The sequence below is a fragment of the Streptomyces kunmingensis genome, assembly GCF_039533535.1.
GTDB classification, from domain to species: Bacteria; Actinomycetota; Actinomycetes; order Streptomycetales; family Streptomycetaceae; genus Streptomyces; species Streptomyces kunmingensis.
In genome coordinates this window covers 28,190-40,377 of record NZ_BAAATS010000057.1, presented here as the reverse complement: position 1 = coordinate 40,377, position 12,188 = coordinate 28,190, and the positions used below count along the sequence as shown (strand labels likewise).

At 68.9% G+C, this 12,188-nt stretch carries 10 protein-coding genes; 7 read left to right on the top strand and 3 right to left on the bottom strand.

The window, feature by feature from the left end:
- The first annotated feature begins 8 nt into the window (after nt 1–8).
- The 4 genes from ABD366_RS40705 (at nt 9) to ABD366_RS40690 (ending at nt 1,943) form a co-directional block, all read left to right on the top strand.
- Complete coding sequence (locus ABD366_RS40705; RefSeq protein ID WP_324770756.1) at nt 9–197, top strand: hypothetical protein; 189 nt, start codon at nt 9–11, stop codon at nt 195–197.
- A 127-nt stretch (nt 198–324) separates the two neighbouring features.
- Nucleotides 325–789, top strand: coding sequence for a BlaI/MecI/CopY family transcriptional regulator (locus ABD366_RS40700; RefSeq protein WP_324770786.1), 465 nt, complete (start codon nt 325–327; stop codon nt 787–789).
- Nucleotides 790–798: 9 nt separating this feature from the next.
- Entirely contained in the window at nt 799–1,359 is a 561-nt protein-coding gene (locus ABD366_RS40695) for an amino-acid N-acetyltransferase (protein ID WP_324770757.1), read from the top strand.
- A 248-nt stretch (nt 1,360–1,607) separates the two neighbouring features.
- On the top strand, nt 1,608–1,943 hold the full coding sequence (locus ABD366_RS40690; protein ID WP_324770758.1) for a histone-like nucleoid-structuring protein Lsr2: 336 nt from the start codon (nt 1,608–1,610) through the stop codon (nt 1,941–1,943).
- Here ABD366_RS40690 and ABD366_RS40685 read toward each other — a convergent pair.
- Nucleotides 1,922–2,551 carry an SCO3374 family protein gene (locus tag ABD366_RS40685; RefSeq protein ID WP_324770760.1) on the bottom strand — a complete coding sequence of 210 codons (630 nt, stop codon included), beginning with the start codon at nt 2,549–2,551 and terminating at the stop codon, nt 1,922–1,924. The genes ABD366_RS40690 and ABD366_RS40685 overlap by 22 nt on opposite strands.
- Before the next feature lie 441 nt (nt 2,552–2,992).
- On the opposite strand from ABD366_RS40685, the gene ABD366_RS40680 reads away from it, so the two are divergent.
- Nucleotides 2,993–5,527, top strand: coding sequence for an ATP-dependent Clp protease ATP-binding subunit (locus ABD366_RS40680; protein WP_324770761.1), 2,535 nt, complete (start codon nt 2,993–2,995; stop codon nt 5,525–5,527).
- Nucleotides 5,528–5,626: 99 nt separating this feature from the next.
- Here the strand turns inward: ABD366_RS40680 and ABD366_RS40675 are convergent, their stop codons facing one another.
- Entirely contained in the window at nt 5,627–8,647 is a 3,021-nt protein-coding gene (locus tag ABD366_RS40675; protein WP_324770763.1) for an NACHT domain-containing protein, read from the bottom strand.
- 484 nt (nt 8,648–9,131) lie between these two features.
- Here ABD366_RS40675 and ABD366_RS40670 point away from each other — a divergent pair, with 484 nt between their 5' ends.
- The gene (locus ABD366_RS40670; protein WP_324770764.1) at nt 9,132–9,806 is read left to right on the top strand and encodes a M23 family metallopeptidase; all 675 of its coding nucleotides are present in this window, start codon (nt 9,132–9,134) and stop codon (nt 9,804–9,806) included.
- A 12-nt stretch (nt 9,807–9,818) separates the two neighbouring features.
- On the opposite strand, the gene ABD366_RS40665 is transcribed toward ABD366_RS40670, so the two are convergent.
- Nucleotides 9,819–10,403 carry a TetR/AcrR family transcriptional regulator gene (locus ABD366_RS40665; protein ID WP_324770766.1) on the bottom strand — a complete coding sequence of 195 codons (585 nt, stop codon included), beginning with the start codon at nt 10,401–10,403 and terminating at the stop codon, nt 9,819–9,821.
- Nucleotides 10,404–10,553: 150 nt separating this feature from the next.
- Between ABD366_RS40665 and ABD366_RS40660 the strand changes: the two genes are divergently transcribed.
- Nucleotides 10,554–12,146: an MDR family MFS transporter gene (locus ABD366_RS40660; RefSeq protein ID WP_324770768.1), complete on the top strand. Its 1,593-nt coding sequence runs from the start codon at nt 10,554–10,556 to the stop codon at nt 12,144–12,146.
- Nucleotides 12,147–12,188 lie beyond the last annotated feature (42 nt).

Genomic DNA, 12,188 nt, shown 5'->3' with positions numbered 1-12,188 from the left:
CTGGGGGCATGGAATACGTCTCCGCGCTCGTGCCCCCCGTAGTGATGGCCGTGTTCTTCATCGGTCTGATCGTGACGATCGTGAAGTCGCAGGGCGGCGACAAGAAGGCCAAGGAGGACGCGGCCGTCGATGCCGCCCTCGCCCGTGCCGAGGCCACCCGCCAGAGCGGCGGCGTGCAGCACGAGGCCGGCGCCTGACCGCACTCCGGCCCGGCGGCCGCAGTCATACAGAGGGGCGCCCGACGGGCGCCCCTTTTGACAATGATTCAAGCCGTTCGCCACGTCCGGCGTTGAATTACCGTCTTCTCCCACTATCGTGCTGTTCGTGCCCCGCCCCTTGGGAGAACTCGAAGACGCAGTGATGACACGGGTGTGGAAGTGGAACCGCCCGGTGACGGTGAGGGAAGTCCTGGAGGATCTCCAGCAGGAACGGTCGATCGCGTACACGACGGTCATGACCGTATTGGACAATCTCCATCAGAAGGGCTGGGTACGCCGCGAGGCGGAAGGCCGCGCCTATCGATATGAGGCTGTCTCCACCCGCGCCGCCTACTCGGCCGCACTGATGAACGAGGCCTGGGCCCGGAGCGACAACCCGGCAGCCGCCCTCGTCGCCTTCTTCGGCATGATGTCGTCCCAGCAGCGCGAAGCACTCCGGGATGCCATGCGCATCGTTCAGCCCGAAGTGCCCGCTGAAGTACCGGCTGAAGTACCGGCTGAAGTGGCGTCCGAAGTACCGACCGAAGTCCCGTCAGGACCCGAGGAAGCGGACGAGCCGCCCGGGCGATAGCGTCCGCTCATGCCAGCACAGCCCCCTGAAGTCTTCACGAGCTCCGATTCGACCGCTAAAGCAGTCACCGTCCGCAGGGCCAGGACCGCCGATGTACCCGCGGTGCGACGACTGCTCGACGCGTACAGCCGCCAGGGGATCCTGCTCGACAAAGCGACCGTGACGCTTTACGAGGACATCCAGGAGTTCTGGGTCGCGGAACGGGACGACAACGCGGAGGTCGTCGGCTGCGGCGCGCTGCACGTCATGTGGGAAGACCTCGCAGAAGTCCGCACCCTTGCGGTCGACCCGCAGGTCAAGGGCGGGGGTGTAGGACATCAGGTACTGGACAAGCTGTTGCAGACGGCCCGCTGGCTCGGTGTTCGGCGGGTTTTCTGTCTCACCTTCGAAGTCGAGTTCTTCGTCAAGCACGGCTTCGTGGAGATCGGCGAGACGCCCGTCGATACGGTCGACACCGATGTCTACAGTGAGCTGCTGCGTTCCTATGACGAGGGCGTAGCGGAGTTCCTCGGTCTCGAACGAGTGAAACCGAACACCTTGGGCAACAGCCGGATGCTTCTGCATCTGTGATCGTCCCGGACGGTATTCCGGCAACGGCCGACGAGCGGTTCCCTATGTCCGAAACGCGCATGTTTTCTGCCCGGCCGGGCAGCGTGCAACTCCGGGATCTCTCCTGATCTCAGCCAGGGGTTTGTGTTTTCCCCGCAAAAGCGGTTTGCTTTCCGACGTACTGCAGTACTGCATATAACAAGGGGACGGCGAAACAGCGGCCACGGCCGCAGGGGGCCGGCCTTCAGATATCGATGAAAGGAAATCCGGTGGCACAGAAGGTTCAGGTCCTTCTTGTCGATGACCTCGACGGCGGCGAGGCGGACGAGACCGTGACGTTCGCGCTCGACGGCAAGACTTACGAGATCGACCTCACCACCGCCAATGCGGACAAGCTGCGCGGTCTCCTCGACGCGTACGTGAAGGGCGGCCGTCGCACCGGTGGCCGTGCCGCGAGCGGCCGGGGCAAGGCGCGCGCCGCCTCCGGTGGCAACCAGGACACCGCGCAGATCCGCGCCTGGGCCAAGGAGAACGGCCACGACGTGAACGACCGCGGCCGTGTCCCCCAGGCGATCCGCGAGGCCTACGAGAAGGCCAACGGCTGAGAACCCTGCGCTGCCGATGCGCGGCGCAGTCGGGCCCGGTGGCAGTACGTCGCCGCCGTGTCCACGAGTCGTACGAGATCGGGGGCGCCCCCACCGCCCCCCACGACCGACCAGGTCGAGACGGCCGTCAGGCTCGTCAGGGCCGGCAGCACCGGTTCCATTTCGCTCCCGGGCTCGGGGGGCCGCACCCACGTAGCGGCCTCCTGCGGGCCGGCCCATCCCGGGGGCGTCGGGGCGTGGATGAACCCGTCCGCCCCGACAGCGACGAGGTCCAGGGGCAGCGCCCCCCACTCCAGCCAGTCGAGCAGGCCGGGCAGCTCGTCCGCGCTGCCCGCCGCGACCAGCAGCTGCATCGTTTCGCCCCGCACGGCCACCGGCGAGCGGGGATCGCACCTGTGCAGCATCGCGAAGCCCGCGTCGGCCGGCAGCTCCAGAACGTCGAACCGCAGGCCCGTACGCAGCCGCGTACCGCCGGGGCCGCTCGTCCCGGCCCAGCCGAGCGCGTCCTCGTACCACTGCCGGACCGGGTCGGGATCGGAGCCGGCCGCGTCGAGCGGACGCCGGGGCGTCGGGACGGCGGTGCCGGGAACGGACGAAGAGGCGACCATGCCAGAAGCAACCTCCGAAAACGCCCGATGGTTACGTGCGGTGCCGGTTCGGACGCGCAGAGTGCCTGCCCGGAGGGCGCGTAGACGCGTTGAGCGGCGCAATGGTGTTCGCCCGTAGCGGAGGGAACCGGCGCGCGCTGCATGGAGTGTCAGTCAGTGCGGGTAAGACATCCCTAGTGGGAGGGGCGACACGCGTGCGCCGGGCATCTCGCGTTCGCCATCGGCGTAGTGATGGTGGGGGTATCTGCCTGGCCTGCGGGAACATCGTCTCGCACCATCGGGTTGAGGCAGGTGTCGGCGTTCGGGGGCAGGAGACTGTCGGAGAAGAGGTCCGGGTGTCGGCAGATGGAATGAGCGGTCCCCGCTTGCGGGACTAAGCTGCGGAAGGACAGGGAGGGGACAGCCCCCTTACTGCCTGACCGCTCTGAGGAGCGATTAACGATGTTCGAGAGGTTCACCGACCGCGCGCGGCGGGTTGTCGTCCTGGCTCAGGAAGAAGCCCGGATGCTCAACCACAACTACATCGGCACCGAGCACATCCTCCTGGGCTTGATCCATGAGGGCGAGGGTGTCGCCGCTAAGGCCCTGGAGAGCCTCGGGATTTCGCTCGAGGCGGTCCGCCAGCAGGTGGAGGAGATCATCGGCCAGGGCCAGCAGGCCCCGTCCGGGCACATCCCCTTCACCCCCCGTGCCAAGAAGGTCCTGGAGCTGTCGCTCCGCGAGGCCCTTCAGCTGGGCCACAACTACATCGGCACGGAGCACATCCTGCTCGGCCTGATCCGCGAGGGCGAGGGCGTCGCCGCCCAGGTCCTCGTCAAGCTGGGCGCAGACCTCAACCGGGTGCGGCAGCAGGTCATCCAGCTGCTCTCCGGTTACCAGGGCAAGGAGACCGCCGGCGCCAGTGGTGGTCCTGCGGAGGGCACGCCCTCCACGTCCCTGGTGCTCGACCAGTTCGGCCGCAACCTGACGCAGGCCGCTCGTGAGTCCAAGCTCGACCCGGTCATCGGGCGCGAGAAGGAGATCGAGCGCGTCATGCAGGTCCTGTCGCGCCGTACCAAGAACAACCCGGTCCTGATCGGTGAGCCCGGCGTCGGCAAGACCGCCGTCGTCGAGGGCCTCGCCCAGGCCATCGTCAAGGGCGAGGTGCCCGAGACCCTCAAGGACAAGCACCTCTACACCCTCGACCTCGGTGCGCTGGTCGCCGGTTCCCGCTACCGCGGTGACTTCGAGGAGCGCCTGAAGAAGGTGCTCAAGGAGATCCGCACCCGCGGCGACATCATCCTGTTCATCGACGAGCTGCACACGCTCGTGGGTGCGGGTGCCGCCGAGGGCGCCATCGACGCCGCTTCGATCCTGAAGCCGATGCTGGCCCGCGGTGAGCTCCAGACCATCGGTGCCACCACGCTCGACGAGTACCGCAAGCACCTGGAGAAGGACGCCGCCCTCGAGCGCCGCTTCCAGCCCATCCAGGTCGCGGAGCCGTCGCTGCCGCACACCATCGAGATCCTCAAGGGTCTGCGCGACCGCTACGAGGCCCACCACCGTGTCTCGATCACGGACGAGGCCCTCGTGCAGGCGGCCACGCTGGCCGACCGGTACATCTCGGACCGCTTCCTGCCGGACAAGGCGATCGACCTGATCGACGAGGCCGGTTCCCGGATGCGCATCCGCCGGATGACCGCGCCGCCGGACCTCCGCGAGTTCGACGAGAAGATCGCGGGCGTGCGTCGCGACAAGGAGTCGGCCATCGACTCCCAGGACTTCGAGAAGGCGGCTTCTCTCCGCGACAAGGAGAAGCAGCTGCTCGCCGCGAAGGCCAAGCGCGAGAAGGAGTGGAAGGCCGGCGACATGGACGTCGTCGCCGAGGTGGACGGCGAGCTGATCGCCGAGGTCCTCGCGACCGCCACCGGCATTCCCGTCTTCAAGCTGACCGAGGAGGAGTCCTCGCGTCTGCTGCGCATGGAGGACGAGCTCCACAAGCGGGTCATCGGCCAGAAGGACGCCGTCAAGGCGCTCTCGAAGGCGATCCGTCGTACGCGTGCGGGCCTCAAGGACCCGAAGCGTCCGGGTGGTTCGTTCATCTTCGCGGGCCCGTCCGGTGTCGGTAAGACGGAGCTGTCCAAGGCGCTCGCCGAGTTCCTCTTCGGTGACGAGGACGCGCTGATCTCCCTCGACATGTCGGAGTTCAGCGAGAAGCACACGGTCTCGCGTCTCTTCGGTTCGCCCCCCGGCTACGTGGGCTACGAAGAGGGCGGCCAGCTGACCGAGAAGGTCCGTCGCAAGCCGTTCTCCGTCGTCCTCTTCGACGAGGTGGAGAAGGCCCACCCGGACATCTTCAACTCGCTGCTGCAGATCCTGGAGGACGGTCGCCTGACCGACTCCCAGGGCCGCGTCGTGGACTTCAAGAACACGGTCATCATCATGACGACCAACCTTGGAACCCGTGACATCAGCAAGGGCTTCAACCTGGGCTTCGCCGCCACGGGTGACACGAAGTCCAACTACGAGCGCATGAAGAACAAGGTGTCGGACGAGCTCAAGCAGCACTTCCGCCCCGAGTTCCTCAACCGTGTCGACGACGTCGTCGTCTTCCCGCAGCTCACGCAGGACGACATCCTGAAGATCGTCGACCTGATGGTCGGCAAGGTGGACGAGCGCCTCAAGGACCGCGACATGGGCATCGAGCTCTCGCAGTCCGCGAAGGAGCTCCTCTCCAAGAAGGGTTACGACCCGGTGCTGGGCGCGCGTCCGCTGCGTCGCACGATCCAGCGCGAGGTCGAGGACACGCTCTCGGAGAAGATCCTCTTCGGCGAGCTGCGTCCGGGCCACATCGTGGTCGTCGACACGGAGGGCGAGGGCGAGACCAAGACCTTCACCTTCCGGGGCGAGGAGAAGTCGGCACTGCCCGACGTCCCGCCGATCGAGGACGCGGCCGCGGGTGGTTCCGCGGGGCCGAATCTGAGCAAGGAGGCGTAACCCCTCCGGGGTGAGCCCGATACGGGTGGGCCCGGACCGTTCCTTCTGGACGGTCCGGGCCCACCCGTTCGTCATGCCCGGCCGTTCGAGGACGGGCGCTCAGCGGGGCCGGACCGTGATCTCCGCGTCCGGGAAGAGCGCGGCGTACGCGGCCGGGCCCTGGTCCGTCGAGGGGCCCGGGAAGATCTCGACGGCGCGGACCGAGGGGAAGAGCGGCGCGTAGGCGGCGAACTGCGCGGGCCCGCCGGGCAGATGCAGGCCGAGCCGGGTCACGCTCGGGAGTTCCGGCAGCGGCGTCGGCGGGAGGATCTCAGCGGCGAGGAAGATGCCGGTGAGCCTGCCGTGGAGGGCCAGCTCCTCCCAGTCGTCGGCGGAGAGGGGGCCCAGGGCGCTGCTCAGGCTGAGGTAGCCGAGGCCGGACAGGATGGCCAGGGCGCGCAGCCCGGTGTGGGTCACCGCGCCCCGGGTCAGGAAGAGGGAGCGCAGCCGGTCCGAGAAGGGCAGCTCGTCCATGAGCGCCGCTCCGGGCAGGGGGTAGCCGAGGGTGAGGGAGGACAGCCGCTTCAGCGTGGACAGGCCACGGGTGCCCGGTACGTCGATGACGCCGAGGTGCTCCAGACCGGTGCCGGCGAGCGGCGCGAGGTCGAGGGTGTGCGGGCTGCGTCGCAGGGTGAGGGTCCGCAGCGCGGGCAGCTCCCGCAGCGGCCGCAGATCGTCCACCGCGGGGTTGTCCGCCAGCGCGAGGCCTTCGAGCCGCTCCAGGTCCGTGGCGGCGAAGATCTCCTCCCACGTGTACGAACCCGTCAGGTCGAGCCGCCGCCACGGCGCCATGGTCCGCGCCGCCTCCCACTGCTCGCGGTCCCGTACGGTCAGATCGAGCTTGTCGCGCTCCACGTGGGCCAGGACCTCATCGGCGTACTCCCGCGCGGGGAACCGGTGCCACGTCCCCACCAGCTGCCGTCGCACCTCGAGCGACGAGTGCTCCCGGTACTTCTTCAGGACCGGCAGCGAGCCCTCCTCGCCGAGCAGTGAGGCCGCCACGACCACCGCGTGCGCCTCGTCGTCCGTGAGTCCCTCGGGTCCGGGCAGGAGTTCGAGGACGAGGCGGCCCGCCTGGGCCACCCGCTCCGCCTCGGACGTCGAGCGCGGCGGGATCAGGGCCGCGGCCCGCTGCCGTACCTCCTCCGCGACCTCGGGGTCGACCGACGTCGCGTCCTGGAGGCAGGCCAGGGCGAGCAGGGTCATGCGCGGGGCGTCCGCGGCGAGCAGGCCGCGCAGCAGCCGCCCGCGTTCACGGGTGCGGGCGTGGGCGACGGCCATGCGCAGGACGTCCTCCCACTGGGTGTCGTCGGCCCGGCCGAGCAGCACGTCGAAGTGGCCCTCCTCGACGGCGTACCGGGCGGCCAGGTGGTCGAGGAAGGTGCGGTGCGCGAAGTCGACGACCCCGGGTGCCGGGCTGCGCAGCACGCCGCTGCGTAGCAGGAGGTGGCGCAGGATCGCGGGGGCGTCGCCCTGTGCTGCGGCCGCGGGGACGGAGGACATGGCGCGTTCGAGGAGGGAGAGGGCCGTCTCCTCGTCCATCTCGCTGCGGCCCGCGAGGACGAGGGCGTAGGCGAGGCGCTGGAGGAGTTCGATCTGGTCCTCGGTCTCCAGGTCGATGCCGTCGAGGCCGCCCATGCCGCGCTGGCGGTCCCGTTCGGTGAGGATCATCTGCAGCGCGGCGTCGTACAGCGCCTTGCGGCGGGGCGGGAGGTAGCCGCGCCGGGCCCGGTGCAGGGCGCAGATCAGGCCGCACATCAGGGGGTTGGCGGCGAGCCGGGTGAGGTCGGGTTTGGCGCGCAGGGCGTCGAGGAGGGGCTCCTCGTGCTCGGGCGCCCCGGCGGCGGTGTGCCAGCGCCGGACGAACTCGGTGACGCGGGGGGCGTCCATGGGGGCGAGGGCGAGTTCGGTGAAGCCGTCGTCGGCCAGCCACTGCGGGCGGACCGCGGTGGGCCGGGCGGTGAGCAGCCACCGGTTGCCGGGGTAGCCGCGTACGAGGGCGAGCAGCCAGTCGCGTACGCGGGTGCGGTCGGCGGCGGGCACCTCGTCGAGGCCGTCGACCATGACCAGGGCGCGGCCATCGGTCAGGACGCGCTCGGCCCAGCCGTCGGGGGGAGTGTGCGGGCAGTCCGTGCCGGCCAGGAAGTCGGCCGGGGACGGCAGCCGGACGGCACGGACGAGGGTGCGCAGGGGCAGGACGTACGGGACGCGGTCCTGGGTCGTGGTCGCCAGCCACTGGATGAGGGTGGTCTTCCCGGACCCGGCGCCGCCGCGCAGCAGGACGCGGTCGTGGGCGGCGAAGGCATCGGCGGCCGGCAGGCGCACGGTGACCGCCGCGGGTTCGGGTGAGCCGGGGCCGGGCGGGCCCTCGTCGGCGGCCGTCGCTTCGAGGCCGAGGTAGGCGACGTCGAGCGGCCAGGTGTCGGCGGAGTCGCGGGCATCGAGGCCGAAGATCGTCAGCCGGTTGTGGCGTGCGGCCAGATAGCGCCGGTAGCGGTCCTCGAAAGCGAGGTCCGCGGTACTAGCGGTGCCCGGGATCCGGGCGAGCAGGGCGTCCAGCCTGGCGATGGTCTCGGCCTGCCCCCTGCTCTGCTCCACCAGCGTGCGGGCGACAAAGGTCGACCGCTGCGTGAAGAAGTGCAGGATGTGCAGGCTCGCCCACTCGGTGAGGGAGTCGAGGAAGTAGGCCGCGTCCGAGGACAGGTCCGGGGCGGGGGCCGCGGTGCGCAGGGCGCGGGCCAGTTCGCGGTGGCCGAGCCGGACGGCCTGTACGTCGTCCATGCCGAGGTCGCCCAGGGAGCGCAGGGTGCGGGCGAGCGCGAGAGCTACGGCTTCGCCCTCGTCGTACGCGAACGGGGGCTCGCCGGGCCCGTCGAGCGCGGCCGTGACTAGTTTCCTGGCCAGCCGTTCGACGTCCTGGTCGGTCAGGGTGCGCTTCTCGCCCCGGAAGGAGACGAGGCCCGAGATGCGCACGGGCCGGTCGGTGAGACCCGCGCCGGGGCCCTCCTGGACGAGCAGTTTCCTGAGCGCCGGAACGATCAGGCTCGATGCCATACGGGTGCCGAGGACAGCGGGATCCATGGTCCGGGAGCGTAGCCCCGATCACACTCGACGGAGGTTGGATCTTGAGCACCGGTGACAAGCCGCACAGGCGATTTGTCCGGTACTAACGGAAATAGTGGGACGTTGCTCTCGTGGGGCGGTTGTTACGCGACCGATGGACGCCGGTGAATTGTCCGTTTCCGGAACAAAGAGGTGGGCGGGGCCCGCAGGGCTGGGGACCAGCCGCGCCAAGTGGTGCTAAACCATGGATCAGCGGATAAATCCGGCACTTCGGGTCAGGTTCGTCAGGGGTGTCAAGAGACCGCCGTCACCCACCAGGGGTACGAAGTTTCGTAGTAGATGAGGCTTTTGAGTCGAGGCCGGGGCCGGGGTTACCAAGGGATGGCCGACCCGGCGACACGAGGACGTGAGCCGGGTCCCTTCCCGCCCCGCCGGAGTCCGCTTCAGGTTTTCGGAGGGCGACCGGACCCGAATGTCCCCGAAGCTCGAAGAGGTCTCCCGCATGTCGAAGCGCACCATGTCCCACCGCCCCGCCACGTCGATCCTCCGCAAGCGCGCCGCCGTCGTGGCCGCCGGATTCGGAATGTCGGCCGCGCTGGGCACCGGGGTCGCGCTCGCCGCCGACTCCGCTCAGGGCGCGCTGCCGAACGTGTCCGCCGCGTCCGTCCAGGCCCAGGCCGCCGCCCAGGCCAAGGCCGCCACCTCCGCCAAGGAGGCCGCCGCGAAGGCCAAGGAGGCCGCCGCGAAGAAGGCCGCCTCCTGGATCGACCCGGTCAAGGACTACAAGCTCTCCGCGGGCTACGCCCAGGGCGGCGGCATGTGGGCCTCCGGCAAGCACTCCGGCCAGGACTACGCCGTGCCGATCGGCACGAACGTCATGGCCGTGCACGGCGGCACCGTCGTCAAGACCGGCGGCAACGGCGCCGGCGACGGCCCCGCCTACGGCAACGCCGTCGTCATCAAGCACGGCAACGGCACGTACTCGCAGTACGCGCACCTGTCCCGGGTCGACGTCAAGGTCGGCCAGACCGTGTCCACGGGCCAGCACATCGCGAAGTCCGGCAACACCGGCAACTCCAGCGGCCCGCACGTGCACTTCGAGATCCGTACGACCCCGAACTACGGCTCCGCGGTGAACCCCGTCTCCTTCATGCACTCCAAGGGCGTGAAGGTCTGACCGACCGGGAGCTCAGCTCCGGTGGGCCTGGGTGACCAGGTCCGTGGCGACCTCGAGGACGGCCATGCGCTTCTCCTCCAGGTCGCCTTCGACGTCCTTGAGGACGAACATCCCCGCGTGCATGGAGAACAGGGCGCTGAAGCACCGCACCCGGTTCGTCATGGTGACGTCCTCGGGCAGCAGATGATCGAGAAGGCCCGTCATCCGCTGCTTGAAGTCCTCGCCGATGCTCAGCTCGCGCATCGTCGCCTGGTTCTCCTGCATGAAGCGGAAGAGCGGGGCCGCGTTGGCCAGCGCGACGCCGTAGCGGGTGAGGATCTCGCGCTTGGTCTCCAGGGTCGACGGCTGCTCCTTCGCCCAGGAGATCAGCTCGTCGATCGGTGTCATCAGGTCGTCGAAGAGGCTGACGACGATGTCTTCCTTGGTCTTGAAGTGGTAGTAGAGCGCGGCCTTGGTGACGCCGAGGCGCTCCGCGATCTCCCGGAGCGAGGTCTTCTCGTACCCCTGCTCGGCGATGAGTTCGAGGGCCACGTCCTGGATGCGCTGGCGCGTGTCCCCGCGCCGTTGCTGCGGCTTGTTGCTGCTGCCCGTGACCATCGCGTGCCTCTCGTGCTCCTTGAGATTCTCTTGGGAGAAACTTACTTGACGCCCGACTAGTTGCCGCTCTACCTTCACCATCGTAGGCAACTAGCCGGGCGTCAAGTAAGTCCCGGCCACTCATCCGTTTTACTGGGGGAGCCGGGGAACATGGCGCAAACAGCAGCGATACAGGACAAAGAGCAGGGGAAGCAGCCGCGCAGCGTACGCGTCGTGCTGATGGCGCTGATGATCGCCATGCTGCTCGCCATGCTCGACAACATGATCGTCGGCACCGCGATGCCGACGATCGTCGGTGAACTCGGCGGCCTCGACCACCTGTCCTGGGTGGTCACCGCCTACACGCTCGCCACCGCCGCCTCGACCCCCATCTGGGGCAAGATCGGCGACATGTACGGCAGGAAGGGCGCCTTCCTCACCTCCATCGTGATCTTCCTGATCGGCTCCGTGCTCAGCGGCATGGCCCAGGACATGGGCCAGCTGATCGGCTTCCGGGCCGTCCAGGGCCTCGGCGCCGGCGGTCTGATGGTCGGCGTCATGGCGATCATCGGCGACCTGATCCCGCCCCGGGAGCGCGGCAAGTACCAGGGCATGATGGCCGGCGTCATGGCACTCGCCATGATCGGCGGACCGCTGGTCGGCGGCACCATCACCGACCACCTGGGCTGGCGCTGGGCCTTCTACATCAACCTGCCGATCGGCGCCGTCGCGCTCATCATGATCACCGCGGTGCTGCACCTGCCGAAGAAGCGCAGCAAGGGCAAGATCGACTACCTCGGCGCGGCCCTGCTCACCATCGGCATCACCTCGATCGTGCTCGTCACCACCTGGGGCGGAACCGAGTACGCCTGGACCTCCGCCGTGATCATGGAGCTCGCCGGCATCGGCGTCGCGGCCCTGGTCGGCTTCGTCTTCTCCCAGACAAGGGCCGCCGAACCGATCGTGCCGCTGCACATCTTCCGCAGCCTGAACTTCACGCTGATGTCCGTGATCGGCTTCATCACCGGCTTCGTGATGTTCGGCGCGGTGCTCTTCCTGCCGCTCTACCAGCAGGCCGTCCAGGGCGCGTCCGCGACCAACTCCGGGCTGCTGCTCCTGCCGATGCTGCTCTCGATGATGGTCGTCTCGCTGGTCGCGGGCCGGGTCACCACGAACACCGGCAAGTACAAGGTCTTCCCGATCGTCGGCAGCGTGCTGATGGTGGCCGGACTGTTCCTGCTGGCGCAGATGGACACCGACACCTCGCGCTTCACCTCGGGCCTCTACATGGCCGTGCTCGGCGCCGGTATGGGCTGCCTGATGCAGATCACGATGCTGGTCGCGCAGAACAGCGTAGAGATGAAGGACATGGGCGTCGCGTCCTCGTCCACCACCCTGTTCCGCACCCTCGGCTCGTCGTTCGGCGTCGCCATCATGGGCGCCCTGTTCAACAACAAGGTGCAGGACATCATGGCCCAGAAGGCCGGGGCGCTCGGCGGAAAGATGACCGAGCAGTCGGCGCAGCTGGACGCGGCGAGCCTGGCGAAGCTGCCGGCTCCGGCCCGCGAGGCCTACCAGTTCGCGGTCTCCTCCGGCACGCACTCGGCGTTCCTGCTCGGCGCCGTCGTGGCGATCGGCGCACTGATCGCGGCATGGTTCGTGAAGGAGGTCGCGCTGCGGGGCGCGGGCCCCGAGAAGCCGGCCGGGGGTGACGCGGCAGGGGACGCCGCGCGGGGCGGAAGGACAGTGACAGAGTCCGTCTGAGCGGACCGCCCCATATCCACCCCCGGCTGCATCGGCCCCGGC

What these genes read in the sequence shown, in the direction of transcription:
- ABD366_RS40705 (WP_324770756.1), top strand. Translation starts at nt 9, where the DNA reads ATGGAATACGTCTCCGCGCTCGTGCCCCCCGTAGTGATGGCCGTGTTC.
- ABD366_RS40695 (WP_324770757.1), top strand. Translation starts at nt 799, where the DNA reads ATGCCAGCACAGCCCCCTGAAGTCTTCACGAGCTCCGATTCGACCGCT.
- ABD366_RS40685 (WP_324770760.1), bottom strand. Translation starts at nt 2,551, where the DNA reads ATGGTCGCCTCTTCGTCCGTTCCCGGCACCGCCGTCCCGACGCCCCGG.
- ABD366_RS40680 (WP_324770761.1), top strand. Translation starts at nt 2,993, where the DNA reads ATGTTCGAGAGGTTCACCGACCGCGCGCGGCGGGTTGTCGTCCTGGCT.
- ABD366_RS40675 (WP_324770763.1), bottom strand. Translation starts at nt 8,647, where the DNA reads ATGGATCCCGCTGTCCTCGGCACCCGTATGGCATCGAGCCTGATCGTT.
- ABD366_RS40670 (WP_324770764.1), top strand. Translation starts at nt 9,132, where the DNA reads ATGTCGAAGCGCACCATGTCCCACCGCCCCGCCACGTCGATCCTCCGC.
- ABD366_RS40665 (WP_324770766.1), bottom strand. Translation starts at nt 10,403, where the DNA reads ATGGTCACGGGCAGCAGCAACAAGCCGCAGCAACGGCGCGGGGACACG.
- ABD366_RS40660 (WP_324770768.1), top strand. Translation starts at nt 10,554, where the DNA reads ATGGCGCAAACAGCAGCGATACAGGACAAAGAGCAGGGGAAGCAGCCG.